Source organism: Amycolatopsis sp. NBC_01307, from assembly GCF_035975215.1.
Taxonomy (GTDB): domain Bacteria; phylum Actinomycetota; class Actinomycetes; order Mycobacteriales; family Pseudonocardiaceae; genus Amycolatopsis.
Window position 1 is genome coordinate 8,900,359 of record NZ_CP108403.1, and the last position, 20,269, is coordinate 8,920,627.

At 71.0% G+C, this 20,269-nt stretch carries 18 protein-coding genes; 11 read left to right on the plus strand and 7 right to left on the minus strand.

Annotated elements, in window-relative coordinates; all coding sequences use genetic code 11:
* Positions 1 to 170 precede the first annotated feature (170 nt).
* The 3 genes from OG439_RS39530 to OG439_RS39540 all read left to right on the plus strand — a co-directional run bounded on the left by OG439_RS39530 (position 171) and on the right by OG439_RS39540 (position 4,066).
* Positions 171 to 1,835 (plus strand): hypothetical protein, encoded by a 1,665-nt coding sequence (locus tag OG439_RS39530; protein WP_326945604.1) that lies wholly within the window; start codon positions 171 to 173, stop codon positions 1,833 to 1,835.
* Positions 1,832 to 3,265: a glycan biosynthesis hexose transferase WsfD gene (gene wsfD, locus OG439_RS39535; protein ID WP_326945605.1), complete on the plus strand. Its 1,434-nt coding sequence runs from the start codon at positions 1,832 to 1,834 to the stop codon at positions 3,263 to 3,265. The genes OG439_RS39530 and wsfD overlap by 4 nt, the downstream gene beginning before the upstream one ends.
* 69 nt (positions 3,266 to 3,334) lie before the next feature.
* Positions 3,335 to 4,066: a lysophospholipid acyltransferase family protein gene (locus tag OG439_RS39540; RefSeq protein ID WP_326945606.1), complete on the plus strand. Its 732-nt coding sequence runs from the start codon at positions 3,335 to 3,337 to the stop codon at positions 4,064 to 4,066.
* 4 nt (positions 4,067 to 4,070) lie between these two features.
* Here the strand turns inward: OG439_RS39540 and OG439_RS39545 are convergent, their stop codons facing one another.
* Entirely contained in the window at positions 4,071 to 4,871 is an 801-nt protein-coding gene (locus OG439_RS39545; RefSeq protein WP_326951732.1) for an HAD family hydrolase, read from the minus strand.
* Positions 4,872 to 5,023: 152 nt separating this feature from the next.
* Between OG439_RS39545 and OG439_RS39550 the strand changes: the two genes are divergently transcribed.
* On the plus strand, positions 5,024 to 5,920 hold the full coding sequence (locus tag OG439_RS39550) for an LLM class flavin-dependent oxidoreductase (protein WP_326945607.1): 897 nt from the start codon (positions 5,024 to 5,026) through the stop codon (positions 5,918 to 5,920).
* A gap of 138 nt (positions 5,921 to 6,058) precedes the next feature.
* Here the strand turns inward: OG439_RS39550 and OG439_RS39555 are convergent, their stop codons facing one another.
* Positions 6,059 to 8,068: a DUF6541 family protein gene (locus OG439_RS39555; protein ID WP_326945608.1), complete on the minus strand. Its 2,010-nt coding sequence runs from the start codon at positions 8,066 to 8,068 to the stop codon at positions 6,059 to 6,061.
* Positions 8,069 to 8,147: 79 nt separating this feature from the next.
* On the opposite strand from OG439_RS39555, the gene glf reads away from it, so the two are divergent.
* From glf to OG439_RS39580, 5 genes are all read left to right on the plus strand, one after another.
* Positions 8,148 to 9,371: a UDP-galactopyranose mutase gene (gene glf / locus OG439_RS39560; RefSeq protein ID WP_247059928.1), complete on the plus strand. Its 1,224-nt coding sequence runs from the start codon at positions 8,148 to 8,150 to the stop codon at positions 9,369 to 9,371.
* Positions 9,364 to 9,882: a phosphatase PAP2 family protein gene (locus OG439_RS39565; protein WP_247059930.1), complete on the plus strand. Its 519-nt coding sequence runs from the start codon at positions 9,364 to 9,366 to the stop codon at positions 9,880 to 9,882. Before glf ends, OG439_RS39565 begins: the two co-directional genes overlap by 8 nt.
* The gene (locus OG439_RS39570; RefSeq protein WP_326945609.1) at positions 9,879 to 10,865 is read left to right on the plus strand and encodes a decaprenyl-phosphate phosphoribosyltransferase; all 987 of its coding nucleotides are present in this window, start codon (positions 9,879 to 9,881) and stop codon (positions 10,863 to 10,865) included. Before OG439_RS39565 ends, OG439_RS39570 begins: the two co-directional genes overlap by 4 nt.
* Positions 10,866 to 11,354: 489 nt before the next feature.
* On the plus strand, positions 11,355 to 11,900 hold the full coding sequence (locus OG439_RS39575; protein ID WP_326945610.1) for a hypothetical protein: 546 nt from the start codon (positions 11,355 to 11,357) through the stop codon (positions 11,898 to 11,900).
* Between the two features lie 102 nt (positions 11,901 to 12,002).
* Positions 12,003 to 13,520 carry a hypothetical protein gene (locus tag OG439_RS39580; RefSeq protein WP_326945611.1) on the plus strand — a complete coding sequence of 506 codons (1,518 nt, stop codon included), beginning with the start codon at positions 12,003 to 12,005 and terminating at the stop codon, positions 13,518 to 13,520.
* 147 nt (positions 13,521 to 13,667) lie between these two features.
* Here OG439_RS39580 and OG439_RS39585 read toward each other — a convergent pair whose 3' ends face one another.
* The 5 genes from OG439_RS39585 to OG439_RS39605 all read right to left on the minus strand — a co-directional run bounded on the left by OG439_RS39585 (position 13,668) and on the right by OG439_RS39605 (position 17,677).
* Complete coding sequence (locus OG439_RS39585) at positions 13,668 to 14,174, minus strand: YceI family protein (RefSeq protein ID WP_326945612.1); 507 nt, start codon at positions 14,172 to 14,174, stop codon at positions 13,668 to 13,670.
* Complete coding sequence (locus OG439_RS39590; protein ID WP_326945613.1) at positions 14,171 to 14,782, minus strand: VC0807 family protein; 612 nt, start codon at positions 14,780 to 14,782, stop codon at positions 14,171 to 14,173. Before OG439_RS39590 ends, OG439_RS39585 begins: the two co-directional genes overlap by 4 nt.
* Before the next feature lie 50 nt (positions 14,783 to 14,832).
* Complete coding sequence (locus OG439_RS39595; protein ID WP_326945614.1) at positions 14,833 to 15,453, minus strand: VC0807 family protein; 621 nt, start codon at positions 15,451 to 15,453, stop codon at positions 14,833 to 14,835.
* 101 nt (positions 15,454 to 15,554) lie between these two features.
* Positions 15,555 to 16,310 (minus strand): decaprenylphospho-beta-D-erythro-pentofuranosid-2-ulose 2-reductase, encoded by a 756-nt coding sequence (locus OG439_RS39600; RefSeq protein WP_247059937.1) that lies wholly within the window; start codon positions 16,308 to 16,310, stop codon positions 15,555 to 15,557.
* Positions 16,307 to 17,677: an FAD-binding oxidoreductase gene (locus OG439_RS39605; RefSeq protein ID WP_326945615.1), complete on the minus strand. Its 1,371-nt coding sequence runs from the start codon at positions 17,675 to 17,677 to the stop codon at positions 16,307 to 16,309. The genes OG439_RS39600 and OG439_RS39605 overlap by 4 nt, the downstream gene beginning before the upstream one ends.
* A 180-nt stretch (positions 17,678 to 17,857) precedes the next feature.
* Between OG439_RS39605 and OG439_RS39610 the strand changes: the two genes are divergently transcribed.
* On the plus strand, positions 17,858 to 18,328 hold the full coding sequence (locus OG439_RS39610; protein WP_247059940.1) for a GtrA family protein: 471 nt from the start codon (positions 17,858 to 17,860) through the stop codon (positions 18,326 to 18,328).
* An 8-nt stretch (positions 18,329 to 18,336) separates the two neighbouring features.
* Positions 18,337 to 20,256 (plus strand): glycosyltransferase, encoded by a 1,920-nt coding sequence (locus OG439_RS39615; RefSeq protein WP_326945617.1) that lies wholly within the window; start codon positions 18,337 to 18,339, stop codon positions 20,254 to 20,256.
* The last annotated feature ends 13 nt before the right edge of the window (positions 20,257 to 20,269 follow it).

Sequence of the window (20,269 nt, forward strand, 5' to 3'; positions counted from 1 at the left end):
CGGCCGGACAGCCCGGGGGACGGCCCTGATCAGGGCTTTTGCGCGTGATTTCGAAGGCGTCGCGGGAATCGTCGGAATTGCCACCCGATCGGGTTATATTGGCCCGGGGTTCGCCTCCCGATGCCCGATAACCTGGCGGGGCCGGCAGGGCGACGAGGTGAGGGGGCCGGGTGGTCTACGCGGTCGTGGTGGCGTGGCTGGTGCTCGCCGCGATCGTGGTGCTGACCTGGGGCCGGCTGGGCACCGACCGTGGGCTGCGCGGGGTCGTCCTCACCCTCACGCTGGGTCTCTCGCTGCTGCACCAGCTGTTGTTCGCGACCGTCACGGAAGACGCGCTCGTTTCGTTCCGGTACGCGATGAACATCGCCGACGGCAACGGCCCGGTCTTCAACCCCGGTGAACGCGTCGAGGGTTATACGAACTTCTTCTGGCTGGTGCTGATCGCCCTTCCGCGCGCCGCATTCGGCGCCGACGTGCAAACCACCGCCGTCGTGTTCGGAGTTCTCTCGGCCCTCGGTTGTGTGTTGCTTTCCTACTTCCTCGTCAACCGGGTGGTCGCGGCCGCGACGCCGGAGGGCACCGAGCCGCGGCCGGCGATCGGGGTCGCCGCCGCGGTGCTGACGGCGGCCGCCGGCGGGCTGGCCGTCTACGGGCCGTCCGGCTCCGAGGTGCCGTTGTTCGTGCTCCTCGTCCTCGCCGTCTGCTACTCGCTCGCCGCGCGCCGCCCGGTCGTGGCCGGGGTGCTCGTCGCGTTCGCGGTGATGACCAGCCCGACCGGCCTGGTGGTCGGCGTCCTCGGCGGTCTCTGGCTGGCCGGTGCCGCCGTGAAGAAGCAGCACAGCTGGTGGGCGCCCGCGGGCTACACGCTGGGCGCGCTCGTGTTCCTCATCCCCCGGCTGGCCTGGCGGCTGACGTTCTACCAGCACTACGTCCCCGCGCCGCTGGCCGCGAAACTCGGCGGCCCGTTCGGCGCGCAGGTGGCGGGCGGCTGGCCGTACCTGTCCGGGTTCGCCTTGGTGCACCAGGGTTTTCTGCTGCTCGCGCTGGTCGCCGCGGTCGCGCTGCTGCTGCGTCGCGCGGCCGGTGCCGCGCTGGAGTCCCGGGCGCTGATCTGGCTGATGTTCGCCATGACGGCGGGCCTCGCCGCCGCGGCCGTCCTGTCGGGCGGCGACGCGGGGCCGTCGTGGCGGCTGCTGGCCGCGGTGCCGCCCCTGCTCTCGGTCGGGTCCGTCGCGGCGTACGGCGTGCTGACGGCGGACGTCGACGGGAAGCCGTCACCCCGGCCGCGCGCCTGGCCCGCCGGCACCCGGCTGGTCCCGGTGACCGCCTGCGGCCTGGCCGGGATCGCCGTGCTCGTCTCGGTGTTCAGCCCCGAGATGCTCGGCCGGGTGCGCGACTGGCACACCTACGGCACCGAGCTCACCGAGATCGGCGGCTGGCTGGGCACGTACCTGCCGCCGGGGTCCGTGGTCAGCGCCGCCGCGCCCGGCGCGCTCTCGGCCCGCGGCGGGCAGCTGCTCATCGTCGACGTCCTCGGCCGCACCGACGACCACATCGCGCGGGACGGAACGCACGACGGCGGGTACGCCACGGACTACGACTACGTCGTCAACGGCCGCCGGCCGACCGTCGCCGTGCCCGCCGACGGCGGTTACGCCGACAGCCAGCACTGCACCATCGACCCCGTCTACGCGGGCCAGTACGAGGTCGCGACGTTCCGCCGGGTCGGCACGCCGTACTGGGTCTCCGTCTACCCGCGGGTCGAGCAGGCGAAGTCCGTGGTCGACGACCTCGACAAGGATCCGGACTTCCGCTACGTACCCTGTCCTTCGTGAAACTCGACGTCCCGAAGCAGCGGCTGACCTCCGAGGCCGCGCTCGGGATCGGGGTCTTCGCGGCGTCGTTCACCCTGTTCGTGGTGCGGTTCCTGGTGCCGCGCCCGATCGCGATGTCCAACAACGGCGACGGCCTGCGCGTGCTCTGCGGCGCCGGCATCACCTGGCACGGCGGGCCCGAGCCGTTCATCCACCTCGCCTACAGCGCCCCGCCCGGCGCGGCGCCGTGCCGGCCCACCTACCTGCTGACGCAGAGCTGGCTGGCCGACCTGGCCGTCCGGCTCGGCGGCCTCTTCGGCTTCCACGCGACGCTGAGCCTGGTCGTCCTCGGCCTGCTCAGCAGCCTGATCGCCGCCGCGGCCGTCGCCGCGATCGTGCTCGGCCTGCCCTACGGCCGGCGGGCGCGCCTCGCCGTGGCGGCCGGGCTGCTGCTGGTCGTCGCCGATTCGGCGTTCTTCGGGTACTTCGCGGCGGTGCTCGGTGAAGGCGCGGCCTTCCTCGGGCTGCTGCTGATCGCCGGCGGCCTGCTGCTCACCGCGCGGGACGGCCGGTGGAGCTACGCGGGCATGGCCGTGACGCTCGCCGGTGGCGTCCTGGCGGTCAACGCCAAGGTCCAGACGCTGACCATCCTGCCGATCCTGGTGGTCGCGATCCTGCTGGTCCGCCCGGGCACGCTGCGCGGGGCCCGGCGCTGGGCGGCGGCGGTGCTGGTCATCGGCGCGCTCGGAGCCGTGACGCTCGCCGCGCAGCTGAGCGTCGAGCCCGCCGTCACCCCCGAGGGCACGCTCGCCGAACTGCCCGGCGACGACTCGCGCGAGATCAACATGTTCAACACGATCTTCCTGAACATCGTCGACGGCCGGCACGACACCCAGGCCGACCTGGCGGACCTCGGGCTGCCGCCGTCGTTCGCGCAGTACGCGGGCAACGGCTGGTGGCACCCGCACCCGGCGCGGATCGACCCGCTCTACCCGGCCTACCGCGACCGGATGGACCGCGCGAACGTCATCGCCTACTTCGCGAGCCACCCCGGCCGGACGCTCGGGGTGCTGAACCGCGCCGCGACCGACCAGCTCACCGCGCGGCCGGACTACCTCGGCAGCTTCGACGAGTCGGCGGGCTTCGCGCCGCACGCGCAGGAGCACCGGGTGCCGGTCGTGTCGTGGCTGACCCGGCTGATCGCGCCGCTCGGGCTGTTCGCGCTGGTGCCGCTGTGGCTCCTGGTGGCGGCCCGGGCGTGGCGTCAGCGCCGGGCCGCGCTGGGCGTCGTGCTGGCTTTCCTGCTGGTCGTCTCGGTGACGCAGTTCGGCATGGCGGCGCTCGGCGACGGCATCGAAGGCGTCAAGCACCAGTCCGTCGCGCTGTTCACGCTGCTGCTGGCCCTGGTGCTCGCCGTGCCCGGCCGGCGGGCCGGCGTGCGGGCGGCGTGAGGTTCGCCCGGTTTGTGTTCTTCCCCGCTGAACCCACGGCCCCAACCTACGGTCCCGTAACCTGACAGGATGGCTGACTTCGTGTACCCGCCCGTGATCGCGGCGGCCCGGACGATGTTCCGGGTACTGGACAACCGCATCCGGATCGAGGGCGCGGAGCACATCCCGCGCACCGGCGGCGCGGTCATCGCGTGCAACCACGTGAGCTACCTGGACTTCATCTTCTGCGGCCTCGGCGCGCGCCCGGCCAAGCGGCTGACGCGGTTCATGGCGAAGCAGGAGATCTTCGACAACAAGATCGCCGGGCCGTTGATGCGCGGGATGCACCACATCCCCGTCGACCGCGCCGCGGGCATCGCCTCCTACCGCGAGGCCCTCCAGAAGCTGAAGGACGGCGAGGTCGTCGGCGTCTTCCCGGAGGCGACCATCAGCCGGTCGTTCACCGTCAAGGAGATCAAGTCGGGCGCCGTCCGGATGGCCGCGGCGGCGAACGTCCCGGTCGTGCCGATGGCGCTGTGGGGCACCCAGCGGCTCTGGACGAAGGGCCGGCCGAAGGACCTGACGCGCCGGCACGTGCCGGTCTCGATCCTCATCGGCGAGCCGATGCACCCGGCGAAGGGCGACGACTGGGACGTCGTGACGAAGGAGCTGCGCGACCGGATGAGCGCGCTCGTCGACCGCGCCCAGGCCGACTACCCGGACCGCCCCGCGTCCGACGAGGAACGCTGGTGGCTGCCCGCCCACCTGGGCGGGACCGCGCCCACGCCGGAAGAAGCGGCCGAGCTCGACAACCGCTCCTGACGCCTCAGAACCAGCGCTCGAGGACCTGCGCGACGCCGTCGTCCCCGGCCGGGCCGGTGACCTCGTCGGCCACGCCGAGCACCGCCGGGTGGCCGTTCTCCATCGCCACGCCGTGGCCGGCCCAGCTGAGCATCTCGAGGTCGTTGGGCATGTCGCCGAAGGCGATCACCCGGTCGGCCGGGACCTCGAACCGCGCGGCGACGTCGGCGAGGCCGGTCGCCTTGGTGATGCCGTGGGCGGCGATCTCGACCAGCCCGCCGGACGACGAGTAGGTGGCGTCGACCTCGCGGTCGAACAGCGAGTTCACGGCTTCGGCCATCTCCTCGGACGTCATGCCGCGGTGGCTGACCAGCAGCTTGATCGCCGGGTGCCCGAGCACCTCGGCGCGCGGCCCGGTGCGGCCTTCGTTGTCGCCCCACGGGTTGTGGTAGTCCGGCTCGATCACGAAGTTGCGCATGTCGTGGTCCACCGCGCCGACAGCGACGCGCTCCGAGGCCAGCCGGCAGCCGGGCAGCGCCTTGTCCAGCGCGCTCGCGATGTCGTGCAGCAGCGACGGTTCGAGCAGGCCGTGGACCTCGACGATCTCCTCGGTGCCGCAGTCGTAGAGCACGGCGCCGTTGGCGCACACCGCGTACCCGGTCAGCTCGAGCGGCCGCGCGATCGGCGCGATCCAGCGCGGCGGCCGGCCGCTGGCCAGTACGAACGGCACGCCGGCCTCGATCACCCGGCGCACGGTCGCGATCGTGCGCTCGCTGAGGGCTTCGGACGGGCCGAGCAGGGTGCCGTCGACGTCGGACGCGATCAGAAGGGGTCTCTCCACCCCGTCATTGTCCCTGACACGTCCGGGTGAGGTTCCGCCCGTCTGCGCGAATGTCGGTGGTTGCCTATAACTTCCGACCTTCCTCCCCACCGCCACCCTCAACGGAAAAGCTTCGCTTCACTGTTACGTTCCGCACTGTGCGAGTAGGCATCGTGATTCTCCCGGAAGATCGTTGGTGGGCCGCCGAGCCGAAGTGGCGGGCGGCCGAGGAGTACGGCTTCGACCACGCGTGGACGTACGACCACCTGGGCTGGCGCAACCTGGTCGACGGCCCGTGGTTCTCCGCGATCCCGACCCTGACCGCGGCGGCGATGGTGACCTCCCGCATCCGGCTCGGCACCTTCGTGGCGTCGCCGGTCGCGCGGCACCCCGTGCCGTTCACGCGCGAGCTGACCACCCTCGACGACGTCTCCGACGGCCGGTTCGTCCTCGGCGTCGGCGCGGGTGTCGACCACCGGCACTACGACGGCGAGGTGCTCGCCGCGCCGGAGCTGACGACCAAGCAGCGCGTCGACCGCTTCACGGAGTTCGTCGAGTCGCTCGACGGGCTGCTGATGACCGACAAGTTCGACTTCGACGGCGAGTACTACAAGGCCCGCGGCGCCCGGAACCTGCCGGGCACCGTCCAGCGGCCGCGGCTGCCGTTCGTGGTCGCGGCCAACGGCCCGCGCACGATGACGCTCGCGGCCCGGTTCGGCGCGGGCTGGGTGACCACCGGCAAGGGCGGCGAGACCGTCGACGCCTGGTGGCGCGGGATCAAGGAACTGACCGAGGTCTTCGACGAGCGCCTCGACGCCGTCGGCCGGGAGCGGGCGGGCATCCAGCGTCACCTCAGCCTGGACTCGTGCCCGGTGTTCTCGCTGAGCAGCGTGGAGGCGTTCCGCGACGCGGCCGGGCGCGCGGGCGAGCTGGGCTTCACCGACGTCATCTCGCACTGGCCGCGGTCGTCGTCGCCGTACGAAGGCCACGAAGCCGTGCTGGAGCAGGTGGCGAGCGACGTCCTGCCGGAGCTGCACGCTGGGCCGAACGGGTGACATCCGGGTAGCCGGGAAACCGATTGCCGTCCCTCAGGCGTCCTTCAGAGCAGACGTCAAGGATCACCCCGGGGGTGGTTGGGGGACGGGAGGCCCTCGTGGCCGCGGCACGGGGCGCCGCGGCCACGAGGGCTTTGTCTACTTGGTGATCCGGTAGATGACGGCGCCCGGGTTCCGGTAGACGACGCTCACGAAGTCCAGCCCGTCCAGCTTCTGCAGGCCCGGCGAGATGGGCGTGTCCCGGCGGATCGTGCCGCTGCCGACCAGCACGTAGTGCACGTTGAGCTGCCGCGCCACCGCGCGGACCCGGGGGTCGGTGTCGTAGTCGCGGAAGTGCGCCGCCAGGTAGACGGCGTCGGGGTTCACCGCGCCGGCGTCGTAGTGCGCGGCCACCGGGTGCACGCCGGTCAGCGCGTACATCCAGGCCGTGCCGTCGAGGCGGTCGTTGAGCACCTTCTGGTCGCCGGGGATGCCCAGCGTGCCCAGCCGGTCCATCGCGTCGATCTCGTCCTGGCTGACCGGCGGGACCACCTCGCCGGGCAGGCCGTTGTAGTAGAGCAGCGACACCGTCTTGGCGTTGGCCGCGCGGTAGAACCCGCCGGTCAGCACGCCCATCGCGACCACGATCAGCACCGCCGTCGCCAGCCCGACCCGGCCGGTCAGCCACGGCCGCGCGCGCACCCAGGCGCGTCCGTCGGCGAGCTTCGCCAGCCACCGCTGGGCCTCGCTCATGCCGTGCGCCGCGATCAGGCACATCGGGATCGCCGCCAGCGCCATCAGCCGGAACCGGTCGTTCCACCACGGCCGCGAGAGCGAGATCACCCAGTCTTCGCCGCCGAAGCACGCGACGACGACGAACAGCGCCGACAGGCCCAGTGCCGAGAGCATCACCCAGCGCAGCCGCCGCAGCGCCACCAGCGTGAGCGCGCCGAACGCCAGGAACACCGTGAGCCAGATCTGCGGCACCGGCAGCACCTGCTTGAACGTCGCCAGCATGGCCAGGGCCTTCCACACCGCCATGTGCGAGCCCCACGGGTGGTACGGGTACGACCCGGACGTGAAGGTGATCGCGCCCAGGATGTGCGGCGCGGCCAGCAGGCCCGCCCCGGCCATCACCGGGATCATCTTCAGGACGTCGCCGCCCGCGACGCGCCAGGCGGCCTTGCCGTCGGGGACGCCGTCGACGCGGCGGCCGCGCACCGCCCGGTACCAGCGCTGCACGACCAGCGGCAACGCGAACAGGATCGCGCCGAACAACGCGCTCGAGTGCGCGGCGAGCAGCCCCGCCGCGCTCAGGGCCAGCACCGCGCCGGTGTCGACGCCCGGCCGGACGACGAACCGCTGCAGCGCGACCGCGGCCAGCGGCGTCAGGACGATGCCCAGCGCGAACGGCAGCAGCCCGCTCGACACCGACTCGTACGCGCCGGTGGTGGCGCCGCCGGCGACCAGCGCGGCGCAGCCCGCGAACACCGCGCGGCCGCCGAGCTGGCGCACCAGCGCGACCATGGCCAGCGCGAACAGCCCGGCGATCGGCATCGTGACGGCGTTCAGCGTGACCGGGATCGACGTCCCGGACAGCTGGTAGACCAGCGCGCCGACCAGGTGGTAGGCGTTCGGGTAGAACGAGCCGTCGGGGTACCAGTTGAGGGTGCCCATGCCGGTCAGCGAGCCGTCGCCGGTGTCGGCGATGTAGCGGATGCCGTTGGCGTGGAAGACGGTGTCCCAGCGCTGGAAGACGGCGGTCGTGCCGCCGCGCCCGGACACCACCACGGCGATCGACACCGCCGTCGCGATCCCGACGCAGCCGGCGACGGCGAGGTGCGCCCGGCGGGTCCACGCCTGGTGCGGCTCCTCGGCGCCCGGCGTCATCCACCCCCGGGCCACGGCCAGCCGGCGCAGGCCGTACAGCACGGCCGCGAGCAGCAGCGTGCACGCGGCGACGCTGAGCGGGCCGTACGGCACGTGGGCGATCGCCAGCCAGGGTCCGGCCAGGCCGGTGATGGCGTAGCTGAGCAGCGGCGCGAGGCCCGCGAGGGCCCAGCCGCGCAGGCCGGCGGCCCACCCGACGACGCCGCCGGGGACCGCCAGCACGGCCACGTAGGTGGCCACGGCGGCGAAGTAGCTCCAGAAGTCCTCGGGTGCAGGCACTGCTTTCCAGGTGTGTCGTAGGCCGAAATGTGATAGTCGGGTGCGGGCCGGGATACCGACCTGCGTACCCTCGACGCCCGTGAGCGCGCACACGAACCCCGCCAAGATTACTGAAGCCGATTTCGCAGGTTACGACCTCGTCGTCGTCGGGTCCGGATTCTTCGGCCTGACCGTCGCCGAACGGGCCGCGGCCGAGCTGGGCAAGAAGGTCCTCATCCTCGAGCGGCGCAGCCACATCGGCGGCAACGCCTACTCGGAGGCCGAGCCCGAGACCGGCATCGAGGTGCACAAGTACGGTGCGCACCTGTTCCACACGTCGAACAAGCGCGTGTGGGAGTACGTGAACCGGTTCACCGAGTTCACCGGCTACCAGCACCGCGTCTTCGCCCGGGTCAAGGACCAGGTCTACTCGTTCCCGATGAACCTGGCGCTGATCAACCAGTTCTTCGGCAAGGCGCACACCCCGGACGAGGCCCGCGAGCTCATCGCCAAGCAGTCGTCCGAGTTCGAGACCGACACGGCGGAGAACCTCGAGGAGAAGGCCATCTCGCTGGTCGGCCGGCCCCTCTACGAGGCGTTCATCCGCGGGTACACCGCGAAGCAGTGGGAGAACGACCCCAAGAACCTCGGCGCGAACATCATCACGCGCCTGCCGGTCCGCTACACCTACGACAACCGGTACTTCAACGACACCTATGAGGGCCTGCCCGTCAACGGGTACACCGCGTGGCTCGAGAAGATGGCCGAGCACGAGAACATCGACATCCGGCTGAACGTCGACTACTTCGACGTCCGCGAGCACATCCCGGCGGGCACCCCGACCGTCTACACCGGGCCGCTGGACCGCTACTTCGGCTACTCGGCGGGCCGGTTCACCTGGCGCACCGTCGACTTCGAGTCCGAGGTCGCCGAGACCGGTGACTTCCAGGGCGCCCCGGTCGTCAACTACAACGACCAGGAAGTGCCCTACACCCGGATCATCGAGTTCCGGCACTTCCACCCGGAGCGGGACTACCCCAAGGACAAGACGGTCATCTTCCGCGAGTTCTCCCGCTTCGCGAAGGAAGAGGACGAGCCGTACTACCCGATCAACACCCCGGACAACCGCGAGAAGCTCGAGGCCTACCGCGAGCTGGCGAAGACCGAGGCGCGCGAGAAGAACGTCCTGTTCGGCGGCCGGCTGGGCACGTACAAGTACCTCGACATGCACATGGCCATCGGGTCGGCGCTCTCGGCGTTCGACAACAAGATCGCCCCGCACCTGACCGACGGCGCACCGCTCGACGGGTCCCTCGATGCTTGAGAAGGGCGCCCCGAAGGGCGAGGTCGCCGTCCTCTCGAAGGCGCAGGGCTTTCTGAAGAGTGACGTTTCGGTGAAAGCCGCGCGCGGCATGTCGCACTTCGGTGAGCACGCCATCGGCTGGTTCAGCATCGGCCTGATCGGTGCCGCGGTCGACAAGAAGCGGCGCAAGGACTGGCTGATCGCGTCGGCGGGCGTCGTCGGCGCCCACGCGGCGTCGATCGCGGTGAAACGCGTGGTCAGGCGGCCGCGTCCGGACCACCCGAGCGTGGAGGTTCTGGTCGGCACGCCGAGCAAGCTGAGCTTCCCGTCGTCGCACGCGACGTCCACGACGGCGGCGGCGGTGCTCTACTCCGGATTGACCGGGCGTAACCTGGTGCCCGCCCTGGTACCGCCGATGCTCGCCTCGCGGCTCGTGCTCGGCGTTCACTATCCGACAGACGTTCTGGCCGGTGCGGCCCTCGGGGGGCTCGTCGGTGGTCTGATACGACGGAAGCTGAAGAAGAACCCATGAGCGAGACGACCGAGCAGCGCAACAGCGACGAAGCGGCCGTGACTCCTGAGGCACCGGAGACACCGGTGACGGCGGAGACGACAGCGGGGACCGCGACACGCGGCCCGTTCGGCCTGGTCGGCGGCGTGATCAAGACCGCACGTCCGCGCCAGTGGGTGAAGAACGTGCTGGTCTTCGCGGCGCCGTTCTTCGCCTTCTCGAAATCGACCGACCGCACGGGCCTGCTGCTCGACGCGATCGTCGCCTTCGTGGCCTTCTCGCTGGTGGCGAGCTCGGTCTACCTCATCAACGACGCGGTCGACGTCGAGGCCGACAAGGCGCACCCGACCAAGCGGAACCGGCCGATCGCGGCCGGGATCGTGCCGGTGCCCGTCGCGTACGGGTCCGCGGTCGTGTTCTTCCTCGCCGGCCTCGGCGTCTCGTTCCTCGCCAGCTGGCAGCTGGCGGTCGTGCTGGCGGTCTACGAAGCCGTCCAGCTCGGCTACTGCTTCGGCCTCAAGCACCAGCCGGTGGTCGACCTGGCCATCGTCGGCTCGGGCTTCCTGATGCGCTCGATCGCCGGTGGCGTCGCGGGCGGCCTGGCGCTCTCGCAGTGGTTCCTGCTGGTCACGGCGTTCGGCTCGCTGTTCATGGTGGCCGGCAAGCGCTACGCGGAGATCATGCTGTTCGAGCGCACCGGGGCGAAGATCCGGTCGTCGCTGAAGAAGTACTCGGCCAGCTACCTGCGGTTCGTCTGGGCGACGTCGGCGGCGATCCTGATCATGTCGTACTGCCTGTGGGCGTTCGAGATCCGCCAGACCGAGCACAACTCGGTGTGGGCGCTGATCTCGATGGTGCCGTTCGTGGTGGCGGTGCTGCGCTACGCGGTGGACGTCGACGGCGGCATCGCGGGCGAGCCCGAGGAGATCGCGCTCAAGGACCGCGTGCTCCAGGTGCTCGGCCTGACCTGGGTGGCCACGCTGTTCCTGTCGTTCTACCTGTGAAGTCTCATGGCCGATCGACAGGTTGGCTTCAGGTTCAGCACAGCTGACGGGGTCACCCTGAGGTGGTGGGGGCGGGCAGCGCGCTCGTCCCCGTAGACCACAGGAGCGACCATGACCGACCAGCCGCGCGACCCGAACCAGGTCCCGCCGAACGCGGGCGCGGAGCAACCGGCCGCCGAACAGCCCACGGCCCAGGCCGGCGCGGCTGAGCAACCGGCCACGGCTCAGCCCGGGCAACCCGCAGCCTCGCAGCCGTCCGCCGCGGCTGCAGCCGGGCAGCCGGGGGCCGAGCAACCGACTGCTGTGCAGCCTTCCGCCGCGTCTGCGACCGGGCAACCGGCAGCCGAGCAGCCCACCGCCGTGCAGCCTTCCGCCGCGTCTGCGGCCGGACAGCCGGGAGCCGAGCAACCGACTGCCGTGCAGCCGTCCGCCGCGCAACCGGCGGCTGGGCAACCGGCCACCGGGCAGCCGTCATCCGGGCAGCCGACCATGACGCTGCCGTCCGCTGGGCCACCGTCCACGGCCGCGCCCGGCCAGCCCGGTGCAGCGGCCCAGCCCGGCGCTGCTCCGGCGGCCGACCAGACCGCCGCCCACGGCCAGCAGGGCCCGCCCACCCCTCAGCTCAACCAGCCCGGCCCCGGGCAGGCCTACGGCGCTCCCGGCCCGGGCTACGGCGCCTGGGGCGCCCCCACGGCGGCGGCCGCACCACGGCAGTCCGGCGGGTTCCGCCGGTTCGTCGGGCACCGCGCCACCCAGCTCGTCGTCGTCGGGATCCTCGGGCTCCTGATCGGCGGCGGCATCGTCGGCGGGATCGCGGCGGCCACGAGCCACGGCGGCGGCCCCCGCGACGGCCGTCCGGGCATCCACCGCCAGTACTCCGGCCCCGGCCCCGGCGCCGGCCCGGGCGTGGACGGCCGCGGCGGCTTCGGCAACCGCGGCGGCGGCAACTCCGGCAACACCAACCCGGGCAACACCAACCCGGGCAACCTCAACGGCAGCACCAACGGCACGAACGGCTCCGGAGCCGGTATCTGACCCACCCCAGAGCCGTCACTTTCGCCGTGAAAGTGACGGCTCTGGTGTCACTTGATACCGGTCAGATCACGTTCGCGTCACGAGCAGAGTACGGTGTTCGTGATGCGAAGCGCCTCCGCAGAACTCGACGAGGCCACCGGTGCGCTGCCGGTGGCCCGGCCCGTCACCCGTCCGTGGATCCTCCCGGCGGGTGCCGCGGTGGCGTCCGCCGTGGTGTTCGCCCTGGTCAGCCGCCATCTGATCGATGACACGTACATCACGCTGTCCTACGCCAAGAACCTCGCCTTCCACGCGCACTGGGGCCTGATCGAGCAGGGCACGGCGAACACCGCGACGTCCCCGCTCAACGTGCTGGCCCTCGCCGCGGTCACGTTCGTCGTGCGCGACGCCGTGGTGGCCGCCGGGATCGTGTTCGTCGCCGCGCAGGTGGGGCTCGTGCTCGGGCTGCGCCGGCTGGCCGGGCGCGCCGGCCTGCCGCCGGCGTTCGCGCCCCTGACGTTCGCCTTGCTGCTGGTCAACCCGCTGCTGCTGTCGTCGGTCGGCCTGGAGGTGGCGCTCGGCGCCACCGGCGTCGTCTGGACGCTCGTCTACGCGGGGGAGCGCCGGCCGGGCCGGCTGGGGCTCGTGATCGGGCTGCTCGCGCTGGTCCGGATCGACCTGCTGCTCATCGCGCTCGTGGTGTTCCTGGCCCGCCGCGAGTTCTGGGACGGCATCTGGCGGACGGTCTTCGGCGCCCTCGCCGTGACGCTCCCGTGGTTCGGCTTCAGCTGGCTGGTGCTCGGCTCGGCCGTGCCGGACACGCTGGTCATCAAGATCAGCCAGCAGTCGTGGGGCCCGTTCAGCTTCACCAACGGCCCGCTCCTCTACTGGCGCAACTTCCCGGCCGCGGCCACGCTGTCGTTCCTGCCGCTGCTGCTCGGCGGCCTGGTCGGGCTGCTCTGGCTGGTCCAGCTCCGCCGTGGCTCGGCGACGGCCCGCCGCCTGAGGCCGTTCGCGATGCTCGCCGTCGCGGGCGCGTTGCACTACCTCGCCTACAGCCAGCTGGGCGTCCCGCCGTACCACTGGTACTACGCGCCGAGCATCATCGGCGCGACGATCTTCCTGGGCGCCTGCGTCACGGCGGCGCCGCACCGGGCGAAGCAGGCCGCCTGGACCGGCGCCGGCGCGGTGCTCGCCGCGAGCGTCGCGGTGTACGTGCTGCCGGGCGTCCCGCGCCAGTTCGCGCCGATCACCAGCAACCACGCGTCGACGACGGAGTACCGCGAGATCGGCCAGGAACTGGCGGCGATCGCCCACGGCCGCACGGTCGAGACGGCGGGCGAGGTCGGCGCGCTGGCGTACGCGTGCGACTGCGAGCTGGTGGACGAGTTCTCCGACCGCGGCGCGGTCGACCCGGCGATCGCCGAGACGAAACGCCGCAGCGGCGAGCTGGGCCGCGCGCTGCTCGAGGCCAACTTCCACAACTTCGACCACAGCGTCGCCCCGATCAGCCCGCAGCTGGTCCTGGCGACGACCCGCCACGCCCCGCCGTCGACAGCGCTGGCGAGCTGGCGCATCGACTCGCCGTGGATGGGCCGGCAGAACCTCTACCTGATGCCCGCGCCGGCCCCCGGAAGCTGACCTGCCGGCGTTTGTCCACAAGCGACGGCAGATGTGGACAACTCGGCCCGCCGGCGGCTTTGAAGCCGGTTTCACCGCCCGGCGCCGATAGACTGGAACTGGGCACGCCCCCCTGGAGGAGGGCGTGGGTGGGGCCCGCTCCGGGAGTCAGCTCCGCAGCGCGGTGACGTCGAGGGTGAGCGTGAACTCGCGGCCGCCCATGCGCTTGCCGTACGTGAGGCCGAACGCGAAGCGGTCGACGACCGTTGCCGCGCGGGCCGTGAAGCCGTCCGGTGTCAATGTGACCGCGTCGATCTCGCACTGGACTCGGCCCGCCGTCCCGCGGACCGTCACGATGCCGTCCAGCAGCCAGCGCGTGCCGTCCTGGCGGGGGTGGCCCTCGGTGAACGTGATCACCGGGTGCTCGCGGCCGTGCAGGAAGCGGCGGGACTGCAGTTCGGTGTCGCGCAGCCGGTCGCCGGTCGCGAGGCCCGTCGCGTCGATCTCCGCCGTCACCAGCGACGCCGTGACCGGGTCGCCGACGAGCACCGTGCCGCCGGCCAGCGGGAACTCGCCGGTCACCGTCGACATGCCGAACAGGTGCGTGCCGGACACGCCGACCCGGCACCGCGCCGGGGCGAGCCGGTACTCGCCGGGTGGCGGGATCTCGATCATCGGCGCGCCCACATCCGGTTCATCGTGCCCTCCCGCGCGAGCAGCACCTGGGTGACCACCTGGAGCACCACGAAACTCGCGATCGACAGCACCGTATCGAGCCCGGGCACGCTGTCCACCGGGAACGTGTACGCCAGCGCCACGCTCAGCCCGCTGTGCACCAGCCCGCCGACGCCCCAGACCACCGTCAGCACGCGCCAGACCCGGCGGAACGACGGCGTGTCCGCCCACCGCGCCTCCAGCGTGTCGGCGCGGTGGGGAATCAGCGCCAGCACGGCCTGGTACGTCGTCGGGCGGCGGCCCACCCACAGGCTCGCCAGCATCCAGACGCTGAACAGGATGCTGAACCACGCGCTCCGGACCAGCTGCAGCCGCGCGTCGCCGGTCAGCAGCGACGTCACCAGCCCGATCGCGACGACGAACAGCACGAACAAGCCCATGCCGTCGACCCGCCGGTGCCGCAGCGCCAGGTACAGCATCCGCAGCGCCGGCGGGAGGCCGCTGAACGCCAGCGCCCAGATCGGCGCGACGTCGAACGCCCGCAGCAGGTAGTACCCGCCGACCGGCGCGGCGATGTCGCAGAACAGCGCGACGAGCGATTTCCCCATGCCCCGAGCTTCGCGGCCGGGCCGAACCGGGGCCATCGTCGACCTGGCTCCTACGCATCCACCGTCCGGTTGATGCCGGCGATCAACCGCTTCCGGGTGAGCTTCACGCCGAGCAGCAGGCAGCCGACGGTCAGCGCGGTGTCCAGGAACGGCACGACGTCGACCGGCAGGGTGAACGCCATCAGCACGACGGCACAGCCGAGCAGCACGCCGCCCACGCCCCACCAGAGGGTCACCGTGCGCCACGGCTGCCGGAAGCCCTCGTCGGCGGCCCAGCCGGCCTCGAGTTCGGCGGCGCGGGCCGGCTGGAGCGTGCAGATCGCCCGGAACAGGAACGGCCGCCGTCCGACGACCAGGCTCCCCAGCATCAGCCCGCCCAGCAGCAGCCCGACCCAGGCGCTGCGGACCAGCAGCAGCCGCGGGTCGCCGGAGATCAGCGCCACCGCGCCGTTGACCACGAGCACGGCCAGCACGAACGCGCCGATCGGGTCGATCCGGCGGTGCCGCACCAGGACGTACCCGGAGCGGATCGCCGGCGGCAGCGCGCTGACCAGCAGCGCCCACAGCGCGTCGACGTCGAAGGAGCGCAGGACGTAGAACAGGGCCATCGGGAGCGCGACGTCGCGCAGGAGCATCGTCAGCCGGGCGCGGTCACTCGAGGTGTTCGTCATGACGACAGTCTGTTTCGACGGGAGTCACGACACATCGGCTCGCGGGTCGGGCCCGGATGGAAATCCGGCTCCACCCGCGGGTGGAGGCCCCAGGAGAGATCTCAGATGGGGAGCTTGCGGAAGATCGGCCGCGGGACGTGCCGCAGCGCCGACATCACCAGCCGGAACGGCGCCGGTGCCCACACCAGGTCCTTGCCGGCGCGAGCGGCCGACACGGCGATGTCAGCGACCTGCTCGGCCGTCTGCGCCAGCGGGGCGTCCTTCATGCCCTCGGTCATCTTCGTCTTGACGTGGCCCGGGCGGACGACGGTCACCTTCGCGCCGTGCGGCGCGAGGGCCTCGCCGAGGCCCAGGTAGAAGCCGTCGAAACCGGCCTTGGTCGAGCCGTAGACGAAGTTGGACCGCCGGACGCGCTCACCGGCCACCGACGACAGCGCGATCACCGTGCCGTGGCCCTGGACCTTGAGCTTCTCCGACAGCGCGACGCCGACCGACACCGCGGCCGAGTAGTTCACGGTCGCCAGCTCGACGGCCTTCGCGTGGTCCTGCCAGAGCTCCTCGGCGTCGCCGAGCAGGCCGAACGCCACGACCGCGACGTCGATGTCGCCGCCTTCGAACGCCTTGTCCAGCACGCCCGGGTGCGACGCCAGGTCCTTCGCGTCGAAGTCGACGGTCGCGACCTCGGCGCCCTTGTCCTTCAGGCGCTGCGCGGCCGCGTCGAGCCGGGGCGACGGCCGGGCCGCGAGCACGACCCGCAGCGGCTTCTCGGCCAGGTACTTCTCCGCGATCGCCAGTGCGATGTCGGAGGTGCCGCCGAGCAGCAGCAGGGACTGGGGGTTGCCAACGGCGTCGATCACAGTGCGAGCCTCCGGCTCATGTCAGAGGCGAAAACGCCTTCGGGGTCCACGGCGGCGCGAACCTTGCGCCACTCTTCGAGCCGCGGGTACATCTTCGCGAACGTCTCGGGCGAGGTGCGCGAGTCCTTCGCGGTGTACAACCGCCCGCCGAGTTCGAGGACGTCGTCGTCGAGCTCCTGGCAGAACCGGCTGAGCCCGTCCTTGATCGGGAAGTCGACGCAGACCATCCAGCCGGGGTGCGGGAACGACAGCGGCGCCGCGTTGCCCTCACCCATCCGCTTGAACACGTTGAGGAAGGAGACGTGCCCCGACTCGGCGATCTTCTTGACGATCTTCTCGAGCGGCTCGGCCGCGCCCAGCGGCGTCGAGAACTGGTACTGCAGGAAACCCTTGGAGCCGTAGGCCCGGTTCCACTCGCCGAACATGTCCAGCGGGTGGTAGAAGGCGGTCAGGTTCTGGATGACGCCGTGGGCTTCCTTCGGCGTCTTCCGGTAGTACAGCTCGCCGATCGTGCCGAAGGTCAGCTTGTTCGCCAGGCCGTTCGGGAAGACGTCCGGCAGCGTCGCGAGCTGCGGAGCGTCGAACTTCAGCGGGTTCGCGCGCAGCTTCGGCGGCAGTTCGTCGAGCTTGGCGAGCGAGCCGCGGCCGAAGGCGGCGCGGCCCAGCTTCGAGCCGGTGGAGATCGTGTCGAACCACGCCGAGGAGTACGTGTACTTGTCGTCGGAGCCGTTGCTGACCAGCTCCAGCGTCTCGTCGAGGTTGTTCGTGCGCTCGTTGTCGGCGAGGAAGTACGCCGTCTCCGTCTTGGTCATCCGGATCTTGGCCCGGACGATGATCCCGGTCAGGCCGATGCCCGCCACGGTCGCCCAGAACAGCTCGGCGTCCGGGCCCTCCGGCGTCAGCGTGCGGACCTTGCCGTCCGCGGTCACCAGGTCCATCGACACGACGTGGTTGCCGAAGCTGCCCGCGCTGTGGTGGTTCTTGCCGTGGATGTCGTTGGCGATCGCGCCGCCGATCGTCACCTGGCGCGTGCCCGGCAGCACCGGGACCCACAGGCCGTACGGCAGCGCCTCGCGCATCAGCTGGTCCAGGCTCACGCCGGCGTCGAGGTCGACGAGCGCGCTGTCCGGGTCGATCGAGTGGATCCGGTTCAGGGCCGTCATGTCGATGACGAGGCCGCCCGCGTTCTGCGCCGGGTCGCCGTAGGAGCGGCCGAGGCCGCGGGCGATGACACCGCGCTCACCGGCCTGGGTCACGGCCCGCGCGATGACTTCGACGTCTGCGGTGCTCAGCACGTCGGCGGTGGTCGGTGCCGTCCGCGCCCAGCCCGTGAGCGTGCGACGCTGTGTGTCGAGTCCTGGGGTCACCCGTACATTAAAACGCGCGACGCGCAGCGTCTCCGTTGAGGGTGGCGGCGGGGGCATGGATGGAGTAGCCACGCCGAACGATGCCCGGAACGTGACCCTGAAGTGCTCGCTTCTACACTTTGCGCATCAAGGCACAAGCGCCCGCGCGGGTGACCATGACTCAGGCAACGAGGTAATGCAGTGGTGGCGACCGATCCGCAAGCCGACATCGCAGCTGCGCAGCCGTCCTCCATCGGACTGCTCGGGCAGCTGATCCGCTTCGCCCTGATCGGTGGCTTCTGCGCCCTGATCGACCTGGGTACGTACACGCTGCTGACCCAGGTGGCCGGGATGGCCGCTTCACCGTGGGTCGACATCGCGCGCGCTATCAGTTTCATCGTGGGCACGACCACGGCGTTCTTCCTGAACCGCAAGTTCACCTTCTCCGGCGGGCGGCGCGACGGGAAGACGCAGGTCGGCTCGTTCGTCCTGCTCTACACCGTGACGTTCTTCGTCGCGGTCGGGGTGAACCAGCTGATGCTGCAGGTGCTGCCGGAGTCCGCGTGGCAGCACACCCTGTGCTGGGCCGTGTCGCAGGCCACCGCCACCGTGATCAATTTCGTGATGCTCAAGTGGGTCGTCTTCCGCGAGCCGTCGACTGAGGAGAACTGAGGAACTTCATGCCCGGTAAAACAGCTACCCCGGCGCCGACCACCACTGCCGGCGCGGCCGCCGAGACGCGGTTCACCGAGCACACTCCGCAGGGTCGCCTGACGGCGCAGCGTGGGCTCTACGCCGGCCCGGCGCCGATCGTCAGCAAGGACCTCTACGCCGAGCTCGAGTGGGGCTCGGCCGTGCGGGAGCGTGCGGCGATCAGCCTCGAGCCGGCCTCCAAGGTCTCGGGCAACACGTACTTCGGGCGGTTCCCGGCGTCCTACTGGCAGCGCTGGACGACCGTGACCGAGGTGTCGGTCGAGGCGGTCGTCACCGGCACCGGGCTGCTGTCCATGGGTGCCTCCGACGTCGAAGGTGAACCGCGGGTCATCGAGGCCGAGCAGGTCACCGACGTCACCCAGCACAAGGTCGCGTTGACCGGGAAGCTGGACAAGTTCTACGACGGTGGCGCGCTGTGGCTCGACCTGGAAACCGAAGGCGGCCAGACCCTGCGGGTGGAGCAGGTCCGCTGGACCGTCGAAGCCCCCGAAACGATCCGCCCCACCGCGGTCACCATCTGCACCATGAACCGCGCCGATGACTGCCTGAAGAACCTGCAGGCCCTCGCCGCCGACGTCTCCTCCCTCGACACCCTCGACGCGATCTACGTCGCCGACCAGGGCACCGACCTGGTCGAATCCCGCGACGGGTTCGACCAGGTCGTCAAGGACCTCGGGGAGAAGCTGCACTACATCAAGCAACCCAACCTCGGTGGCGCCGGCGGGTTCACCCGCGGCCTCTACGAGGTCGCCGGGCACACCGCCACCGCCCACGCCAACGTCCTGTTCATGGACGACGACGTCCTGCTGGAGCCGGACCTGGTGATCCGGATGACGGCGTTCTCCAACCGCGCCGCCAACCCGATCATCGTCGGCGGGCAGATGCTCAACCTGTTCCACCCCAACCAGCTCCACGTCGGCGCCGAATACGCCCGGTTGAACACCCTCGAACCCGGCCAGCCGGTCGAGCATTCGCTGACCACCGCGGACCTGCTCGGGGTGGACGAGGAGACGTTGAAGCCGAACCGGCAGGAACGCCGTCTCGACGCCGGCTACAACGGCTGGTGGTCCTGCCTGATCCCGTATGAGGTCGTGCAGGCCACCGGGTATCCGATGCCGTTCTTCTTCCAATGGGACGACGCCGAGTACTCCTACCGCGCCCGCGCCCACGGCTTCCCCACCGTGACGCTGCCGGGTGCGGGGGTGTGGCACGCGGACTTCCACATGAAGGACTGGGACGAGTGGCACCGCTACTTCAACCTGCGCAACTCCATCATCACCGCCGCCCTGCACTCCCCGTTCAACCTGAACCTCCTCTCCCGCGTCCTGCTCGCCCAGCTCGTGCGATACCTGCTGGGCATGCAGTACGGCCTGTCCGCGACGCTGATCAAGGCCGTGGAGGACTTCCTCGAAGGCCCTGAGGTCCTGCGCGACGGTGGCGTGGAGGCGATGAAGGAGATCCGCCGGATCCGCGACCAGTACCCGGAGACCAAGCGCCACAAGGCCACCGACGTCCCGGGGATCGCGTCCAACGACATCGGCATCATCAACAGCGCGCCGCGGCCCAGCATGCAGCGCCTGGTGCTGATCAAGCGCGTGCTCGACCGGGTGCTCGGCCGCAGCCGCTTCGGGCTCGGCGCGGTGCCGATCGACGAGGCGAACTGGTGGCACATCGCCCTGTTCGACACGGCGGTCGTCACCGACGCGAACCAGGAAGGCGTCCGCGTCCGCTCCTACGACAAGGTCAAGATGTTCGACCTGGCCAAGCGCGGCGCGAAGGTCGTCCAGCGGCTGCGCAAGGAAGGCGCGGGAGTGCAGGAGCAGTACAAGCGCGCCATGCCGGAACTCACCTCGCGTGAGAACTGGAAGCGCCTGTACAAGCTCTGACCCAGGTGTCCCG